Origin of the sequence: Streptomyces asiaticus (genome assembly GCF_018138715.1) — a bacterium.
Classification (GTDB): Bacteria; Actinomycetota; Actinomycetes; order Streptomycetales; family Streptomycetaceae; genus Streptomyces; species Streptomyces asiaticus.
Window position 1 is genome coordinate 467,885 of record NZ_JAGSHX010000006.1, and the last position, 16,297, is coordinate 484,181.

16 protein-coding genes are annotated in these 16,297 nt (G+C 71.6%); 11 read left to right on the forward strand and 5 right to left on the reverse strand.

Annotated elements, in window-relative coordinates:
* Positions 1–22 precede the first annotated feature (22 nt).
* The 4 genes from KHP12_RS09250 (at position 23) to KHP12_RS09265 (ending at position 6,122) form a co-directional block, all read left to right on the forward strand.
* The gene (locus tag KHP12_RS09250) at positions 23–619 is read left to right on the forward strand and encodes a TetR/AcrR family transcriptional regulator C-terminal domain-containing protein (protein ID WP_086884544.1); all 597 of its coding nucleotides are present in this window, start codon (positions 23–25) and stop codon (positions 617–619) included.
* Between the two features lie 250 nt (positions 620–869).
* Positions 870–3,194, forward strand: a complete 2,325-nt coding sequence (locus tag KHP12_RS09255; RefSeq protein WP_211832528.1) for a glycosyl hydrolase family 95 catalytic domain-containing protein — start codon at positions 870–872, stop codon at positions 3,192–3,194.
* Between the two features lie 116 nt (positions 3,195–3,310).
* Positions 3,311–4,870, forward strand: coding sequence for a bifunctional phosphatase PAP2/diacylglycerol kinase family protein (locus tag KHP12_RS09260; RefSeq protein WP_211832540.1), 1,560 nt, complete (start codon positions 3,311–3,313; stop codon positions 4,868–4,870).
* A 97-nt stretch (positions 4,871–4,967) separates the two neighbouring features.
* Positions 4,968–6,122, forward strand: a complete 1,155-nt coding sequence (locus KHP12_RS09265; protein ID WP_210608775.1) for a DMT family transporter — start codon at positions 4,968–4,970, stop codon at positions 6,120–6,122.
* Here KHP12_RS09265 and KHP12_RS09270 read toward each other — a convergent pair.
* Positions 6,119–6,574, reverse strand: a complete 456-nt coding sequence (locus KHP12_RS09270; protein ID WP_086884721.1) for an Lrp/AsnC family transcriptional regulator — start codon at positions 6,572–6,574, stop codon at positions 6,119–6,121. The two genes, KHP12_RS09265 and KHP12_RS09270, sit on opposite strands and share 4 nt — an antisense overlap.
* 112 nt (positions 6,575–6,686) lie before the next feature.
* Here KHP12_RS09270 and KHP12_RS09275 point away from each other — a divergent pair, with 112 nt between their 5' ends.
* Both KHP12_RS09275 and KHP12_RS09280 read left to right on the forward strand, forming a co-directional pair.
* Positions 6,687–7,739: a Glu/Leu/Phe/Val dehydrogenase dimerization domain-containing protein gene (locus KHP12_RS09275; RefSeq protein ID WP_086884720.1), complete on the forward strand. Its 1,053-nt coding sequence runs from the start codon at positions 6,687–6,689 to the stop codon at positions 7,737–7,739.
* Positions 7,740–7,748: 9 nt separating this feature from the next.
* Complete coding sequence (locus KHP12_RS09280) at positions 7,749–8,300, forward strand: DinB family protein (protein WP_086884719.1); 552 nt, start codon at positions 7,749–7,751, stop codon at positions 8,298–8,300.
* A gap of 21 nt (positions 8,301–8,321) precedes the next feature.
* Here the strand turns inward: KHP12_RS09280 and KHP12_RS09285 are convergent, their stop codons facing one another.
* A complete protein-coding gene (locus KHP12_RS09285) occupies positions 8,322–9,206 on the reverse strand; it encodes an NAD(P)-dependent oxidoreductase (RefSeq protein WP_211832542.1) in 885 nt (294 codons plus the stop codon).
* 149 nt (positions 9,207–9,355) lie between these two features.
* Between KHP12_RS09285 and KHP12_RS09290 the strand changes: the two genes are divergently transcribed.
* Both KHP12_RS09290 and KHP12_RS09295 read left to right on the forward strand, forming a co-directional pair.
* Positions 9,356–9,685, forward strand: a complete 330-nt coding sequence (locus KHP12_RS09290) for a winged helix-turn-helix transcriptional regulator (protein ID WP_086884399.1) — start codon at positions 9,356–9,358, stop codon at positions 9,683–9,685.
* 98 nt (positions 9,686–9,783) lie between these two features.
* On the forward strand, positions 9,784–11,124 hold the full coding sequence (locus tag KHP12_RS09295; RefSeq protein WP_086884398.1) for an MFS transporter: 1,341 nt from the start codon (positions 9,784–9,786) through the stop codon (positions 11,122–11,124).
* 24 nt (positions 11,125–11,148) lie between these two features.
* Here the strand turns inward: KHP12_RS09295 and KHP12_RS09300 are convergent, their stop codons facing one another.
* Positions 11,149–11,616 (reverse strand): ATP-binding protein, encoded by a 468-nt coding sequence (locus KHP12_RS09300; RefSeq protein ID WP_086884397.1) that lies wholly within the window; start codon positions 11,614–11,616, stop codon positions 11,149–11,151.
* Positions 11,617–11,841: 225 nt separating this feature from the next.
* On the opposite strand from KHP12_RS09300, the gene KHP12_RS09305 reads away from it, so the two are divergent.
* Genes KHP12_RS09305 through KHP12_RS09315 form a run of 3 tightly spaced genes read left to right on the forward strand, consistent with a single transcriptional unit; the run spans position 11,842 to position 13,813 of the window.
* Positions 11,842–12,699 (forward strand): Sco1979 family transcriptional regulator, encoded by an 858-nt coding sequence (locus tag KHP12_RS09305; protein WP_086884396.1) that lies wholly within the window; start codon positions 11,842–11,844, stop codon positions 12,697–12,699.
* Positions 12,700–12,701: 2 nt separating this feature from the next.
* Complete coding sequence (locus KHP12_RS09310; protein WP_037958038.1) at positions 12,702–12,998, forward strand: DUF397 domain-containing protein; 297 nt, start codon at positions 12,702–12,704, stop codon at positions 12,996–12,998.
* A complete protein-coding gene (locus KHP12_RS09315) occupies positions 12,995–13,813 on the forward strand; it encodes an SAM-dependent methyltransferase (protein ID WP_086884395.1) in 819 nt (272 codons plus the stop codon). Before KHP12_RS09310 ends, KHP12_RS09315 begins: the two co-directional genes overlap by 4 nt.
* A gap of 274 nt (positions 13,814–14,087) precedes the next feature.
* On the opposite strand, the gene KHP12_RS09320 is transcribed toward KHP12_RS09315, so the two are convergent.
* Positions 14,088–15,500 (reverse strand): sensor histidine kinase, encoded by a 1,413-nt coding sequence (locus KHP12_RS09320; protein ID WP_086884308.1) that lies wholly within the window; start codon positions 15,498–15,500, stop codon positions 14,088–14,090.
* Positions 15,500–16,204: a response regulator transcription factor gene (locus tag KHP12_RS09325; RefSeq protein ID WP_037958047.1), complete on the reverse strand. Its 705-nt coding sequence runs from the start codon at positions 16,202–16,204 to the stop codon at positions 15,500–15,502. The genes KHP12_RS09320 and KHP12_RS09325 overlap by 1 nt, the downstream gene beginning before the upstream one ends.
* Positions 16,205–16,297: the final 93 nt, after the last annotated feature.

The window sequence follows — 16,297 nt, forward strand, 5'->3', positions numbered from 1 at the left end:
CAAGCGAGGGGAGAGCGACGGCATGGGCCTGGACCGCACGGCCGTGGTGACGGCGGCGCTGGAACTGCTCGACGAGGCGGGGCTGGACAAGCTCACGATGCGCAAGGTCGCCGAGCGGCTGGGGGTGCAGCTCAACACCGTCTACTGGCACGCCTCCAGCAAGCCCCGGCTGCTGGAACTGATGGCCGACGCGATGCTCGAGGGGTGCGCCGACGCGCCGCTACCGGAGCCCTGGGACGAACGGGCGCAGGCGCTCGCCCACCGCTATCGCGCCGCGCTGCTGGCCCGCCGCGACGGCGCCCGGGTCGTGGCCGGGACGTATGTCGCCGAGGAGCACACCTTGCGCTTCGCGGACGCCATGGCGGGCGCGTTCCTCGGCGGCGGCCACAGCCCCGCCGAAGCGGGCTGGCGGACCTGGTCGCTGGTGTACTTCACGCTCGGCCTGACCCAGGAGGAGCAGGCCGCCCAGGGCATCGGCGGCATGGAGCCGCTGCTGCGGGCGGCCACCGCCGAGCGCTTCCCTTCCCTCGCCGCGGCCGTCGAACACTTCGGCGACTTCGAACACCGCTTCCGACATGGCGTCGGGCTGATCGTCAGGGGACGGGAGGCGAGCGCGTAACCCGCCCGCTTCCGGGCCAGGAGATCCGAGGTATTGCCGCGCCCACCCTCGCGTGGGCGCCATTTCCGCCAGCCGCCCTGGCCGTCCATCCGATGTTTATGACGCCCGAGGGGTTCCGGTTCCGCGATGAGGGCTGCATCATGCCCGAGGGGTTCAGATCGAGGAACCTCAGGCATGTACGTGACCGCCGCCGCGCCCCGCCGCCCCCGCCGAAGAACACCCGCACCCCGGTTCACACCCCTGGAGCGTCATGTCATCCGCACCCACCAGAAGGACCGTCGTCGGCACCGCCATGGCCGCGGGCGCCGCCGCCGGACTCGCCGGTCCGGCCACCGCGTACGCCGCCGAGCCGCAGGCCCCCGCCGCGGCCGCCCGCCCCGCGGGGGACCCCTGGGAAACGGTCCTCGCCGACGCCGACATGGTGTGGCAGAAGATGCCGCAGACCTGGTACGAGGGCCCCTTCCTCGGAAACGCCCTGCTCGGCTCGGGCATCTACGCCGAGCCGGGCGGCGCCAACGCGGTGCGCTTCAATGTGCAGCACAGCGAGGTCCAGGACCACCGGCCGGAGTTCGGCTCCCTCTTCGGGCTCGCGCGGCTGCCCATCGGGTATTTCACCCTGGAGCCGGTCGGCGCCATCACCGCCGTCGACTGGCGGCTGCGGCTGCGCGACGCCGAGCTGACCGGAACCATCACCACCGACCAGGGCACCCTCACCCTCCGCGCCCTGGTGCACAACTCACGCTCCGTCATGGCCATCGAGGTGACCCCGAGCGCCGGTGAGACCGCGTTCCGCTGGGTGTTCCACCCCGCCGAGGCGATCAGCCCGCGGGTCGACTTCAAACCGGTGCCCGACGGCTACACCGGCAACCCCCCGGCCGTCGTCGAGGACCACCACGGCGTCCAGGCCGCCGTGCAGCCGCTGCTGGCCGGCGGACAGCATGTGACGGCCTGGCGGGAGCGGACCCGCGGCGGGCGGCGGACGCTGTACGTCACCGTGGCCCACTCCCACCCCGGGCGCACCGCGCGCGACCGGGCCCTGAAGGACATCGGGTCCGCCTCGGCGCTCCCCTACGACGCCCTCGCGCCCACCCATCGCGCCTGGTGGCACGCCTACTACCGGAAGAGCTTCCTCTCCCTCCCCGACGCCCGGCTCCAGCGCTTCTACTGGATCCAGCTGTACAAGGTGGCGGCGGCCGCGCGCGCCGACGCCCCCGTGATGGCCACCTCGGGACCCTGGCTGGAGTCCACCCCGTGGCCCGCCACCTGGTGGAACCTCAATGTGCAGCTGGAGTACTGGCTGATCCACGGCTCCAACCACCTCGAACTCGACGCGGTGACACGGGCGCTCGGCGAATTCCGCGACAACCTCTCCAACCAGCTCGACGCCCCGTACCGCAAGGACTCTGCGGGCATCCCCCGGACCACCGACATCCATCTGGTCAACGGCGGCGCGGTGGCAGGCGGCGGCTTCGCGGTCGGCATCCCCGGCCAGGACCCGCCCACCCCCGAGGTCGGCAACCTCACCTGGGCGCTGCACAACGTGTGGCTGACGTACCGCCACACCATGGACGAGTCGGTGCTGCGCGATGTGGTCCATCCGCTGCTGCGCAAGGCCGTCGCCTACTACCTCCACTTCCTCACCCCCGGCAGCGACGGCAAGCTGCATCTGCCCGCCACCTTCTCGCCCGAGTACGGCGTCAACGCGCCCGACTGCAACTACGACCTGATGCTGCTGCGCTGGGGCTGCGCCACCCTCCTGGACTCGGCCCGGATCCTCGGCATCAAGGACCCCTCCGCGCCGCGCTGGCGGGAGGTGCTGGCCAAGCTCACGCCGTACCCCGTCGACGAGAACGGCTTCATGATCGGCGCGGGGGTGCCGTTCGCCAAGTCCCACCGCCACTACTCCCATATGCTCGCGGTCTATCCGCTGTACGAGGTCACCTGGGAGGACCCGGCCAAGCGCGAGCTGATCGAGACCTCCCTCAACCACTGGGTCGGCTTCGAGGGCGCGCTCCAGGGCTACACCTTCACCGGCGCCGCCTCGATGTCGGCGCAGATGGGGCGTGGTGAGGACGCGCTGAAGTACCTGGGCGAGCTGATGCGCCGCTTCATCCAGCCGAACACCATGTACAAGGAGTCAGGACCGGTCATCGAGACGCCGCTGTCCGCCGCGCAGTCGCTGCACGACATGGTGTGCCAGAGCTGGGGCGGGGTGATCCGGGCATTCCCCGCGCTGCCCGCCGCCTGGGGCGAGTTGATGGTCCACGACTTCCGCACCCAGGGCGCCTTCCTGCTGAGCGCCGCCCGCGAGGGCGGCCGGACCCGCTGGGTGCGGCTGCGCAGCGAGGCGGGCGCGCCGTGTGTCGTACGGCACTCCCTGGACGGGCCCATCGAGGTGCGGGACGCGCGCGGGCGGCGGCTGCCGTACGAGACCGTGGGCGCGGGCACGATCCGGATCGCGCTCGCCCGGGGCCAGGAGGCCATCATCACCGTCCGCGGCGACCGCCCGGACCTGACGGTCCGCCCGGTCGAGGCGGGCGAGCCGGCGCCGCGCTGGGGGCTCCCCGCGTCCTGAACCGCGTCCCGAACCGCGTCCCCGGTCTCCCGAACCGCGTCCCCGGTCCCCCGGGCCGGGCCCCGGTCGCCGACGAATGACGCGTGCCGACCGCCGTTCCGGGTTACCCATCACGCATGAGACGCATCAGTGACTTCGACCGCCGGCTGTTCGCGCGGGTCGCGGACAGCCGGCTCCGCGGTGCCCATCCGCTGCTGCCCCGGCTCAGCCGCACCGCCGACCACGGCCGGCTGTGGTTCGGCACGGCCGGGGTGCTCGCCACGGTCGGCGGCCGCACCGCGCGGCGGGCCGCGCTGCGCGGCGTGGGCTCGCTCGCCGCCGCCTCGCTCCTGTCGAACGTCGTGGTCAAGTGGGCCGTGGAACGCAAGCGTCCGGTCATGGACGCGGTGCCCCTGGTGCGCCGGCTGCGCCGGCAGCCGTGGACCAGCTCCTTCCCCTCCGGGCACTCGGCCTCCGCCGCCGCCTTCGCCACCGGGGTGGCGCTGGAGTCGTCGCGGTACGGCCTGCTGGTCGCCCCGCTCGCCGCCGCCGTCGCCGCCTCCCGGGTGTACGTGGGCGTCCACTACCCCAGCGATGTGCTGGCCGGTATCGCCCTCGGCGCCGGGGCCGCCGCGCTGACCTGCCGCTACTGGCCGCCGCGCCCCGAGGTCCCGGCACAGGCCCGGCCGCGGATCTCGGCGCCCGCCCTGCCCAAGGGCGACGGTCTGGTCGTCCTGGTCAACCAGCGGGCCGGTATGGGATCCCCCACCGGCGGATTCACGGTCGCCGAGCAGCTGCGGGTGCTGCTGCCCGCCGCGGACATCGTGGAGTGCGGACCCGACGACGACTTCATGGACCTGCTCCGGCAGTCCGCCCAGCGCGCCGCCGAGCGGGCCGGGGCGCTGGGCATCTGCGGCGGGGACGGCAGCGTCAACGCGGCCGCCACGATCGCGGCCGAACGCGGGCTGCCGCTCGCCGTGTTCCCCGGCGGCACCCTCGACCACTTCGCGCTGGACCTCGGCGTACCGGCCTTCGAGGACACCGCGCACGCCGTGACCGAGGGCGACGCGGTGGCCGTGGACCTCGGCCGCGCCACGCCCCTCGCCGGAGGCGGCGGGACCAGCCACTTCGTCAACACCTTCAGCCTCGGCTTCTACCCGGAGCTGGTGCGGATCCGGGAGAGCCTCCAGGGCCGGCTCGGCAAGTGGCCCGCGGCCGCCGTCGCGCTCACCCGGGTGCTGCGCACCGCGAGCCCCTTGGAGGTCGAGGTCAACGGGCGGCCGCGGCGGCTGTGGATGCTGTTCGCCGGCAACGGCGTCTACTCCCCCGAGGGTTTCGCGCCCGCCTACCGTCAGCAGCTCGACGACGGGCTGCTCGATGTGCGGGCGATCGACGGCGATGAGCGGCTGGCCCGCACCCGGCTGCTGATCGCGGCGCTCACCGGCACGCTCGGGCGGTCGCATGTCTATACGACGCGGCGCATGCGCCAACTGCGCCTGTCGGGCCTCCACGGCGTGGACAGCCGTGCCTACGATGGAGAGGTGGCCGCCGACCCCGCGGAGAAGCTGCTCATCGACAAGTGGCCGGGGGCGCTCACCGTCTACCGCCCCGCCGAGCCGCAGAACGAGCTGCTCCAAAGGGCCCGTACGGCGGCCGCGAAGGCACCCCATTGGTGGAGGGCCCTACTACGCAAGTAGTACGCGCAAGTCTGTGCTCAAGGACGACGACGGGGGCGCGCCCCACCGTCAAGGATGAGGGCATGGACGAAGACCGATCGGCCCAGGGGGCCGCGACGTGACCTCCCTCGCGCTGTCTGTGCTGCTGGCCCTGGCCTCGGCGGTCTGCTACGCCGCCGGAGCCATACTCCAGGAGCATGTCGCGGCCACGACGCCGCGCCTCGCGTCCGCTCCGCTGCGGCGCGGGAGTTGGTGGACCGCGGTGACCCTCAACGGGGCGGGCGCGATCCTCCATGTGGCCGCCCTGGCCTACGGCCCGCTGAGCGTGGTGCAACCCCTAGGGGCTCTCACGATCGTCTTCGCCCTGCCGATGGCGGCCGTGTTCGTCCGCCGCCGGGTCGGCGCGGCCGGCTGGCGGGGCGCGCTGCTGGCCACCGTGGGGCTCGCCGGGCTGCTCTCGCTGACCGGCTCCTCGCGGGCCCAGTCGCTGGCCGAGCGGGACGGCTTCTGGCTGATCGTGATCACGGTCTCCGCCATCGCGGTGCTGATCGGGGCGGCTCGTCTGATGCGGTCGCCCGGGATCCGCAGTGTGCTGCTGGCGGCGGCCGCGGGGACGGCCTTCGGTGTCTCGTCGGTGGTCACCAAGAACGTGGCCTTGGAGTGGACCTGGGACGCGTGGGAGGACAACCTGCCCGGCCTGGTCGCGATCGGGCTGCTGGCCTCGGGCGGGGTGCTGCTGTCCCAGGCGTCGTACCGGGGCGCCGGGCTGGCCTCGCCGCTGGCGACGGCGACCGTGGTCAACCCCGTGGTCGCCACCGCCGTCGGCCTCGCCGCGCTGGGCGAGCACTTCCGGCACGGCGCGCCCGGCACACTGCTCGCCCTGGTGGCGGCCCTCGTCGCGAGTACCGGCCTGGTGATGCTGACGGTGCACAACGCCGAGGCGGAGACCGAGGCGGAGGCGGCCGCCAAGGGCGCCGAGGCCACGGTCATCGAGGCGCCGGGCGCCCCCGGACACGACGGGCACGATGCCGCGGGTGGAGCCGGTGGAGTCGGCGGATCGGAGATTCCGCAGGGGCGCGGCGGACCCGGCCCGCACGAGGTGCCGGTCGGCCCCGACGTGCCCGCCGAGCCCGGCCCCTCGCTCCGTCTCTCCCGCCCGATCCCCCGCCAGCCCACCGGCGACGAGGAGCCCGACCCCCACCTGTCCGACCCCCGCCTGTCCGACCCGCGTCTGCCCGAGTGCGGCGAGGCCGTCCTTCAGCCCAACGCCTAGCCAAGGCGCGCGGGGGCGGTGTTGCTCACCTGCTGAAAGATGACCGACGTGCGGAAGCCGGTGATCTCACCGCGCTTGCTGAGCCGGTCGGTCAGGAAGGCATGCAGGTGGTCGAGGTCCTGCACCGCCACGTGCAGGAGGAAGTCGTCGTCTCCGGAGAGGACGAACACATGGAGGACTTCCGGCAGGCCGCTGGCGAAGCCCTTGAACGCGTCGATGACCACGCGGCTGAGCGGACGGACCTGAACTGACACGAGCGCCTGGACCCCGCGGTTGAGGGCCGCGGGGTCGATGTCGGCGTGGTAGCCGCGGATGACGCCCCGTCGGTGGAGCGCCCGGACCCGCTCCAGGCACGTCGAGGGGGCGACACCGAGCCGCCTGGCGAGTTCCCGGTTGGACGTCCGTGCATCTGTCTGGAGGAGCCGCACGATCTCCGAATCAAGTTCGTCCATGGCCGATGACCGTATCCCATCTTCATTCAAACGTTCGGTGACGACCCCGTCCCATGAATCGATCACGCAGCATGACGCCATCTGACCGAACAGATGAAAGGACGGCAGGCGCATGCTCCTCGATCATGAGCGGGTCGCGATCCACACCGGTCCGCGCTCGCGGCTTCCGGTGATCGTGGCCGTTCACTCCACGGCGCTCGGTCCGGCAGCCGGCGGCCTTCGGCTCTGGCACTATCCGGATTGGCGGGACGGCCTCACCGACGCCCTCCGCCTGTCGGCCGCCATGACCTCCAAGTTCGCCGTGGCCGGGCTGCCCAGCGGCGGAGGGAAGGCCGTCGTGGCCCTGCCGGAGGGGGTGACACTCGATACCGGACGACGCCGCGAGGTGCTGCGCGACGTGGCAGACGTCATCGACTCGCTCGGCGGGATGTACGCCACCGGACCGGATGTCGGGACCGGCCCCGCCGACATGGCGCTGATCGGGGAAACCACCCCCCATGTGTTCTGCCGGCCGGCGCAGCTGGGCGGCAGCGGCGACTCGTCCCCCCACACCGCGCGGGGGACGCTCGCCGCGCTGCGGGCCGTCAGCCGACGGCTGTACGGCACCGCGAGCCTGAACGGCCGCAGTCTCGCCGTGATAGGTCTCGGCCGTGTCGGTGCCGGCCTCGCCCGCCTTCTGACCGCGGAAGGCGCCGCCCTGACGGTCACTGACATCGACCCGGACAAACGGAGGATCGGCGAGGAGCTCGGCGCCGTCTGGCGGGCGCCCGACGAGATCCTCGCCGCAGACGTGGACATCGTGGTCCCTTCGGCGCTCGGCTCCGTCCTGACCGGGCAGAACGTGGCGGAGCTACGCTGCCGAGCCGTGGTCGGACCGGCCAACAACCAGCTCGCCACGCCCGAAGTCGCGGATCTGCTGCACCACCGGGGCATCATCTGGGTGCCGGACTATGTCGCAAGCGCGGGAGGGGTCATCAACGCCATCAGCACCGAACTCCACCACGCCGGTGCCGACGCGGCCGACGCACGCGTCCGCGCCATCGAGGAAACCGTCAACGACCTGCTGGAGACGGCCCACCGCCTCGGCCGGACCCCGGCGCAGGCGGCCGACGAGCTGGCCACCCGCCGCCTGGGCGCCGCCTCGGGTCTTCGACGGGGCGCCTGAAGGGCGGACATGAGCCATCCCACCAGACGAGGCGAACTGTTCGGCGGCGCCGACGGCGCTCGCCGATTCACCGGCCCGGCCACCGGCGACGAGCGGCGCATGCTCGTCGATGTCCTGCGCGCCCAGCGCGCCACGCTGCGACTGAAGTGCTCCGGCCTGGGCCCGGAGTTGTCCCTGCGGTCCGTGGAGCCGTCCACGCTTTCGCTGCTCGGCCTGGTCAGACACCTCGCCGAGGTGGAACGCCGCTGGTTCCGGCGGGTCCTGGCCGGGCAGGACCCGCCGGCGCTCTTCTCCTCGACAGCCGATCCCGACGGGGACTTCGACGGCGCCACGGACGACCACGGGGGGATCGCGGCGGCGTGGGAGACGTGGCGGACCGAGGTGGCCTTCGCCGAACAGTTCGTCGCCGAGGCCCCCGGCCTCGACGTCGAAGGTGACGACTCATGGCGCGGAACGGTCTCGCTGCGCTGGGTCCTCATCCACATGATCGAGGAATACGCCCGCCACAACGGCCACGCCGACCTGCTGCGCGAGCGGATCGACGGGGCGATCGGCATGTGAGGCCGGGACACCCCACGACGGCTAGGCCGTGCCGGGCCGCCCCTGGCCGAGCAGTTCCACCAGCCCCGAGAGGCCCTCATGGCCATGGCCGTCGGCGACCCGGCGGGCCATGAGGTGGCCGATCGGGGCGATCAGTTCGGGGCTGATGCCCTGGTCCCGTGCGGAGCCGGTGAAGTTGACAAACGCGGCCGACTGCATGGCGAGGTTGGAGACCACCCCGGTGGCGTGGTCACCGGAGTCGATCTGCCGCGCGTAGCCGTCCACGGCCCCGGACATGGCGGTGAGCCAGCGCCCCACCAGCGGGGCGACATCGGCCGCCGCCACCCCGTCGGACCGTACGAGGGCGTAGGCGTGCAGCACCCCCGAGAACATCCCGTACATCGCGCTGAGCAGGGCGATGTCGTACAGCGGGGCACGGCCGGGGTCCTCGCCGAGATCGTGGCTCTCGCCGAAGAGGTCCAGTACGGCCCGATGGTCCGCGAAGGCGGCGGGCGAGCCGCTGTAGAGGAGGAAGGCGGCGGGTGTGCCGATCATCGGCGGGACGGCCATGATGCCGCCGTCGAGGTACTGGGCACCGTGTCCGGCCGCCCACGCGGCCAGCTCACGGGCCTGCCGCGGAGTGCCGTTGGTGAGGTTGACGACGGCCTTGCCGGACAGGGCGTCCCCGAGGGGGGCCAGCACCTGCCGTACGGAGTCGTAGTCGAGCAGGCAGACCACCACCAGGGGGCTCGCCGCGACGGCCTCACCGGCCGTGGCGGCGGTCAGCGCGCCCTCGGCGGCGAGCGCCTCGGCCTTGGCGGCCGTACGGTTCCACACCGTCGTCCGGTGCCCGGCCCGCAGCAGGGCGCGGGCCAGGGCGGTGCCCATGTCGCCGAGGCCCAGCACCGTCACGGGGGATTCGCTCATCTCGGTTGCTCCAGGGGTTTCGATACCGCTTGGTCGTAGGGGTTCGTCGCGCCGATCACAGGCTCGTTCCCCGGCGGTAGTGTGGGCAAGTACGCACTAAATAGTGCGTACTTACCTTGAGGTCAGTGGGGGCGGGCGGGGCTTTGGGAATGCAGCCTTATGTCTGCGGTCTGGACGCGGCCGTGGATGTGATCGACGGAAAGTGGAAAGTCCTGATCATCTGGGCGCTCAATCACCAGAGGTGCCGTTTCGGGGAATTGCGGCGGCTGGTCCCGGGCGTGACCGAGAAGGTGCTGACGCAGCAGCTCAGGGAGTTGGAGGCGGACGGAATCGTCCACCGGGAGAGCTACGACACGAAGCCGCCGAAGGTGGAGTATTCGCTCACCGAGCTGGGCGACGAGCTGAATACGGCGCTGGGTCCGCTGGGCGCCTGGGGCAGGCGGCGGAAGGCGGCGCTGGAGCGGGCGGGGCAGGGCTGACCCCCGGGCCGGAGGGGCGGGCCCCCGCGGAAACTCTTTTCCAACCGGCCCTCCACGGGGTAGGGGTGAGGAGTTCACCCCGCTCACTTGGAGGCCCCGTGACCGACAGCGCTCCCCGGAGCCAACCACGCACTCCCTGGCGAGCCGTGTTCGGCGGCTCGATCGGAAATCTCGTCGAGTGGTACGACTGGTTCGTCTACGCCAGCTTCGCCACCTACTTCGCCGGAGCCTTCTTCCCCAAGGGCAACGACACGGCGCAGCTCCTCAACACCGCCGGGATCTTCGCGGTGGGCTTCTTCATGCGCCCCGTCGGCGGCTGGCTGCTGGGCCGGTTCGCCGACCGGCGCGGCCGCAAGGCGGCACTCACCCTGACGGTGACGCTGATGTCGGCCAGTGCGCTGCTCATCGCCATCGCCCCGACCTATGGCCAGGTCGGCTACTTCGGCGCGTTCGTGCTGCTGGTGGCGCGGCTGCTCCAGGGCCTGTCGGTGGGCGGTGAGTACGCGGCCAGCGCCACCTATCTCACCGAGGCGTCCCGGCCCGGCGGCCGCGGCTTCGTCTCCAGCTTCCAGTACGTGTCGATGACGGCGGGTCAGCTGATCGGCCTCGGTCTTCAGATCCTGCTTCAGCACACCATGTCCGACGACGCGCTGCACTCCTACGGCTGGCGCATTCCGTTCGTCGTCGGCGCCGTGGGCGCGGCCGTGATCTTCTGGCTGCGGCGCAATCTGCTGGAGACCGAGGTCTACACCGAGGAGGAGGACCACCAGGACCAGGAGCGGGGGACGATCGCCGAGCTGCTGCGCCACCGCAAGGAGGCGGCGCTGGTCATCGCGCTGACCATGGGCGGCACGGTCGCGTACTACACGTACACCACGTATCTCACCAAGTACCTGTCGAACACGGCCGGGATGAGCAAGTCCGACGCCTCGCTGGTGAGCTTCTGTGCCCTGTTCCTGTTCATGCTGTTGCAGCCGCTGGCCGGATCGTTCTCGGACCGGATCGGGCGCCGTCCGCTGCTGATCACCTTCGGCATCGGCTCGATGCTCTGCACCGTCCCCATCATGACCGCGCTCTCGCACGCCGACAGCTTCGCCGGGGCGCTGCTGCTCTCGCTCGCGGCGCTGGTCATCGTCACCGGCTACACCTCGATCAACGCCGTGGTGAAGGCCGAGCTGTTCCCCACCCATGTCCGGGCGCTCGGGGTGGCCCTGCCGTACGCGCTGGCCAACGCGCTGTTCGGCGGCACCGCCGAATATGTGGCGCTGTGGTTCAAGAAGGGCGGTGTGGAGTCCGGGTACTACTGGTACGTATCGGCCTGCGCCGCGGTCTCGCTCGTCGTCTACCTCACCATGCGGGAGACCCGGGACGCCGCCCTCTCCCGGGGCCGCGCCGATGACCCGGCCGCCCCGGGGAAGCGGCGGACGACGGCGGTGTGACGGGCCGAGGGGCCGGTCCCGGCGTCAGCGGTCGGCGGTCACGCTCATCTGGGCCCAGACCACCCGTCCGCCGTTCACGCCCGGCCGGTCCCCCCACGCGTCGGCCAGGGCGCGGACCAGCGCGAGTCCGCGTCCGCACTCATCCTCAAGACCGGCCTCCCGCGGTGTGGGGACGGCCGGTCCACCGCCCTGGTCGGCGACCTCGACATAGAGCATCCGCCGCTCATGGGCGCGCAGCACACAGAGGATCTGCTCGCTCCCGGTGTGCACCAGGGCATTGGTGAACAGCTCGGACATCACCAGTTCGGCGGCCTCGCAGACCTCCTCCGTAAAGCCCCACTCCGGCGCCCGGGACCGCACCCGGTGCCGGGCGACCGCGACCGAGGCGCCTCTGGCGGGCAGCTGGAACCTCTCCTGACGGAGGGCGGAGTCAACGCTCCCGGAGCTCGGGTGGTGGGCCATCGTCGAGCGCTGACGCAATGCCACGGCCATGTGCCTTCCGTCCGTCCTACCTGTGGGGGCGTGAATGCCGTACGTGAATGCCGCAAGTGCGCGACACAGCAGCCACGTTGGACTGGTCACACCCGTCACTATCGTTGCTGCAAGCATCAGTTGGCAAGGCGCGATCTGCAAAATGCAGAATAGCCAGCGCACTCTGTCGCCCCCACCTCGTACGTGGCACACTGATCCTGACAAGACCGTCCCAGGAGGTACGACGTGGGTGAAGCGCGGTCTGCCCCGACCGTCGGGCAGATGGTCCTCGGCATGCGACTGAGGGACCTTCGCGAAAAAGCCGGCGTCAGTTACGACGTGGCTGCCAGGGCGCTGCACGTCAACCAGACCACGGTGCGCAGGATGGAGAAGGCCGAGGTCGGCCTGAAACTCCCCTACGTCGAGAAGCTGCTCCAGACCTACGGCGCCGAGCAGCAGGAGATCGACGCCTTCCTCGCACTCGCCGAGGAGGCCAACCGGCCCGGCTGGTGGCACCGGTTCCGCGATGTGCTGCCGGACTGGTTCAGCCTCTATGTGAGCCTCGAGGGCGCGGCCAGCCGGATCCGCGCCTATGAGCCGCACTTCATACCCGGGCTGCTACAGACCGAGGACTACGCCCGCGCGCTGCTCTCCATCGGCTTCCCGCACGGGTCCGCCCAGGAGCTCGAGCGCCGCGTGGCGCTGCGGATGGAGCGCCAGGAGCTGCTCAGCCGCCCGGACGCGCCGCATCTGTGGGTCGTGATGGACGAGACGGTGCTCCGTCTGTCCATCGGCGGTCCCGCGGTGATGCGCGCCCAGATCGACCGTCTGATCGAAGAGGTGCAAAGACCGAACATCACCCTTCAGGTGGTGCCGTTCTCCGCCGGCCCTCACCCGGGCATGGGCGGACCCTTCCAGCTCTTCCGGTTCCAGATCCCGGAACTGCCGGACATCGTCTACGCCGAGGGCCTGACCGGCGCCGGCTATCTCGACCAACGTTCCGATGTGGTCGCTTATCTGGAGGCCCTGGACCGCATGGGCACCCAGGCCACATCGGCGCGGCGGACGGAGAACTTTCTCCGTGGGATTCGCAAGGAGCTCTGACTGTGGATCAGGTACACGTGTACAACGGCATGCCCGCCAAACATCTGGGAACCGAAGGCTGGGCCAAGCCCTGGAGCGGCCCCAACGGCGGTGCTTGCGTAGAGGTCATGAGGCTGAACGACGGGCGGGTGGCCCTGCGTCAGTCGACCGATCCGGACGGCCCCGCCCTGATCTACACCCACCACGAAATCGAGAAGTTCATCCAGGGTGCCAAGGCCGGCGCCGCGGACTTCCTGCTCACACGCCCAGAAAACCTGACCACCTCGGCGGGTACCGCATCGGAACGGAGGGCCGCGTGACCGACAACGGACTCGCCCCTGACCAGATCGACACCACCAAGCCGCACCCGGCTCGGATGTACGACTTCTACCTCAACGGCAAGGACCACTACGAGGTCGACGCGGAGGCCGCCGGGCGGGTGCTGGAGGTCTATCCGACCGTCCGGCTCAACGCCACGGTCAACCGGGCCTTCATCCACCGCGCCACCCGCTGGCTGGCCCGGGAGGCCGGGGTCCGGCAGTTCCTGGACATAGGCACCGGGATACCCACCGAGCCCAACCTCCACCAGGTGGCCCAGGCGGTCGCCCCGGAGGCCCGGGTGGTCTACACCGACTACGACCCCATCGTGCTGGCCTACGCCCAGGCGCTGCTCGTCGGCACCCCCGAGGGCCGTACGGCCTATGTGCAGTCGGATGTGCGCGATCCCCAGCGGATCATGAGCGCGCCCGAGCTGCATGAGACGCTGGACTTGGACCAGCCGGTGGCGATCTCCGTGAACGCGCTCTTCCACTTCATTCCGGAGGAGGACAAGCCGTACGAGATCATCCGCGAGCTGATGGCGCCGCTGGTCCCGGGCAGCTATCTGATGCTGACCCACTCCACGCATGACTTCTCCGAGGAGACCTGGCGGAACGTCATCCAGGTCTACAAGGAGAGCGGGATCTCCTTCACCACCCGCTCCCAGAGCGAGGTCGGGGCCTTCTTCGACGGTCTGGAGCTGGTCGACCCGGGTGTGTCGGAGCCCCACCACTGGAATCCGGACCCCGAGGACCGGCCGGAGAGCATCCGCAGCGCGGACATCAACATGTGGGCGGGAGTGGCCCGCAAGCCATAGGGCAAGCCACGGGGGGTGTTCGGCGGGTCCTGGCGCCTGCGGCGGGCTGTTCCCCTCCCCGCCCCTTCCCACAACTGGGGCTCCGCCCAGACCCCGGTGCGGGTGTTCACGGCGGCGCCGGTCGGTTCGATGGTCCCCGGGGTCTGGGGCGGAGCCCCCCACGCGGCGGAGCCGCATAGCGTCAGGTGCCGGGAAGGGTCGGGGAGGGGAAAGACCCGCCGGGCCACCCCGTAACAGCGGCACGCAGGATGGCCGGGGGCTTCGCGGCGCGGTGTTACGGCGCCTCCGTGGTGTCGGCGACCGTGAAGCCCAGTATCGCGCCCCCGCCCGGTCGCGGCCGGGCGAAGACGGTGCCGCCGTGTGCGAGGGCGACCTCGCGCACGATGGCCAGGCCCAGCCCAGAACCGGGCAGGCTGCGGGCGCCGGGCGCGCGGTAGAAGCGGTCGAAGACCCGCTCGCGGTCCTCCTCGGCGATGCCCGGGCCCCGGTCGAGTACCTCCACCCGGCGGCCGCTGATCACCACCTCGACCGGCTCGGTGCCGCCCTGGTCGAACTTGGCGGCGTTCTCCACCAGATTGGAGACCGCGCGCTGGAGAGTGGCCGGGTGGCCCGTCAGCCGGGTGTCGCCCTCGGCCCGTACGGTGATCTCCCGGCCGGTCCGGCGCCGGGCGAGGGTCGCGGCGGTGGTGGCCACCTCCTCCAGCGAGACCTCGGTACGGGGTTCGTCGTCCCGCTGCCCGGCCGCCAGGTCCACCAGCTCGTTGACGAGATCGGTCAGCTCCCGGGTCTCCCCCGCCAGATCGGCCAGCAGATCCTCGCGCGCGGGCCCCGGCAGCTCCTCGAAGCGGCGCAGCAGGGAGATGTTGGTACGCAGCGAGGTGAGCGGGGTGCGCAGTTCGTGCCCGGCGTCCTGGACCAGCCGCCGCTGGTCGTCCTTGGAGCGCGCGAGCTGTCCGAGCATGCCGTCGAAGGCCCGCCCGAGGCGGCCCACCTCGTCGTCCCCGGCGACCGGCACCGCCACCTCCATCCGGCCGGTGGCGGCCACGCTCTCGGCGACCCGGGTCAGCCGCACCAGCCGCCGGGTGATCCGCCCGGCCAGCCACCAGCCGGCCAGCCCGGCGGCCAGGATGACGGCGACCACGAACAGCGCGGTGCGCTTCTGGAGCTCGCGCAGCAGATCCTCGGTGTCGCTGATCTGCTGGGCCACCTGGATCGCGCCGGTGCCGTCGCCCACGGCGACCGTGGCCATCCGGAACTGCTCCCCGCCGATGCCGATCTCGCGCCGTAGGACGGTGCCCGGGGTGCTGGAGGCGGCGGTCGTCCGGTCGTCGTCGATCACCGGCAGCGGGGGCTTGCCCGCGTCGTAGACCGTGCCCCGGCCGTTGATCACCTGGACGTCCATCCTGCTGATCCGGCGCAGATCGTCCCGCAGGTCGTACGGGACGGGCACGACGGCCTCCGTGGGGTACTGCCGCAAGTCCACCTTATCGCTGCGGACCTGGCTGCGCAGATCGCGGATGACGTCGTCGAACGCCGACTGCTGGTCCACCCGCACCAGCCCGGCCGCCGCGTCATAGCTGAGCCCGCCGACCAGCAGGGTGACCACGGTGGCCGCCGCCGAGAACAACAGCGCGAAGGTGGTCCGCAGGCTGGGCCGGCCACGGCGGAGCGGGGGGAGCCGCACCATCACTCCTCCCGCAGGCTGTAGCCGACCCCGCGCACCGTGTGGATCAGCGGGGTGCGCCCCTCCGGATCGACCTTGCGGCGCAGATAGCCGATGTAGACGGCGAGGTTCTTCGAGCCGGGGCCGAAGTCGTAGCCCCAGATGCGGGCGTAGATGGTGGTGTGGTCCAGGACGATGCCCGCGTTGCGGGCCAGCAGCTCCAGCAGGTCGAATTCGGTGCGGGTCAGCTCCAGCTCCGTACCGCCGCGCCAGACCCGCCGGGCCGAGGAGTCCAGCCGCAGATCGGCGACCTCCAGCACCCCGTCGATGGCGGTGTCCTCCGGCGCGGCCGGTTCGGCGGGGGCGGCGCGGCGCAGCAGCGCGCGCAGCCGGGCGAAGACCTCCTCGATCTCGAAGGGCTTGGCCACATAGTCGTCGGCCCCGGCGTCCAGGCCCTCGATCCGGTCGGCGGTCTCGACCCGCGCGGTGAGCATGAGGATGGGGGTGCGGTCCCCCTCGGCGCGCAGCACCCGGCACACCTGGAGCCCGTCCACGCCCGGCATCATCACGTCCAGCACGATCACGTCCGGGCGCTCGCGGTGGATGGCCGCCAGCGCCTCTATCCCGTCGGGCACGGCGGTGACGCGGTACCCCTCCAGGGTCAGGGCGCGTTCCAGGGCCTGGCGGATGGCACGGTCGTCCTCGGCGAGCAGCACGGTGTTGGTCACACCCCGAGTCTGCCAAGGCCGCAGCGGTGCCCGCGGCGGGCGGGGTCCTGAGCGGGGCTTCTTACCTCGCTCTCACCTTCTTCACGCGGTGGG

Coding starts and splice junctions, on each gene's coding strand:
- KHP12_RS09285 (WP_211832542.1), bottom strand. CDS start 9,206: ATGAGCGAATCCCCCGTGACGGTGCTGGGCCTCGGCGACATGGGCACC.
- KHP12_RS09260 (WP_211832540.1), top strand. CDS start 3,311: ATGAGACGCATCAGTGACTTCGACCGCCGGCTGTTCGCGCGGGTCGCG.
- KHP12_RS09300 (WP_086884397.1), bottom strand. CDS start 11,616: ATGGCCGTGGCATTGCGTCAGCGCTCGACGATGGCCCACCACCCGAGC.
- KHP12_RS09275 (WP_086884720.1), top strand. CDS start 6,687: ATGCTCCTCGATCATGAGCGGGTCGCGATCCACACCGGTCCGCGCTCG.
- KHP12_RS09290 (WP_086884399.1), top strand. CDS start 9,356: ATGCAGCCTTATGTCTGCGGTCTGGACGCGGCCGTGGATGTGATCGAC.
- KHP12_RS09255 (WP_211832528.1), top strand. CDS start 870: ATGTCATCCGCACCCACCAGAAGGACCGTCGTCGGCACCGCCATGGCC.
- KHP12_RS09320 (WP_086884308.1), bottom strand. CDS start 15,500: ATGGTGCGGCTCCCCCCGCTCCGCCGTGGCCGGCCCAGCCTGCGGACC.
- KHP12_RS09270 (WP_086884721.1), bottom strand. CDS start 6,574: ATGGACGAACTTGATTCGGAGATCGTGCGGCTCCTCCAGACAGATGCA.
- KHP12_RS09250 (WP_086884544.1), top strand. CDS start 23: ATGGGCCTGGACCGCACGGCCGTGGTGACGGCGGCGCTGGAACTGCTC.
- KHP12_RS09280 (WP_086884719.1), top strand. CDS start 7,749: ATGAGCCATCCCACCAGACGAGGCGAACTGTTCGGCGGCGCCGACGGC.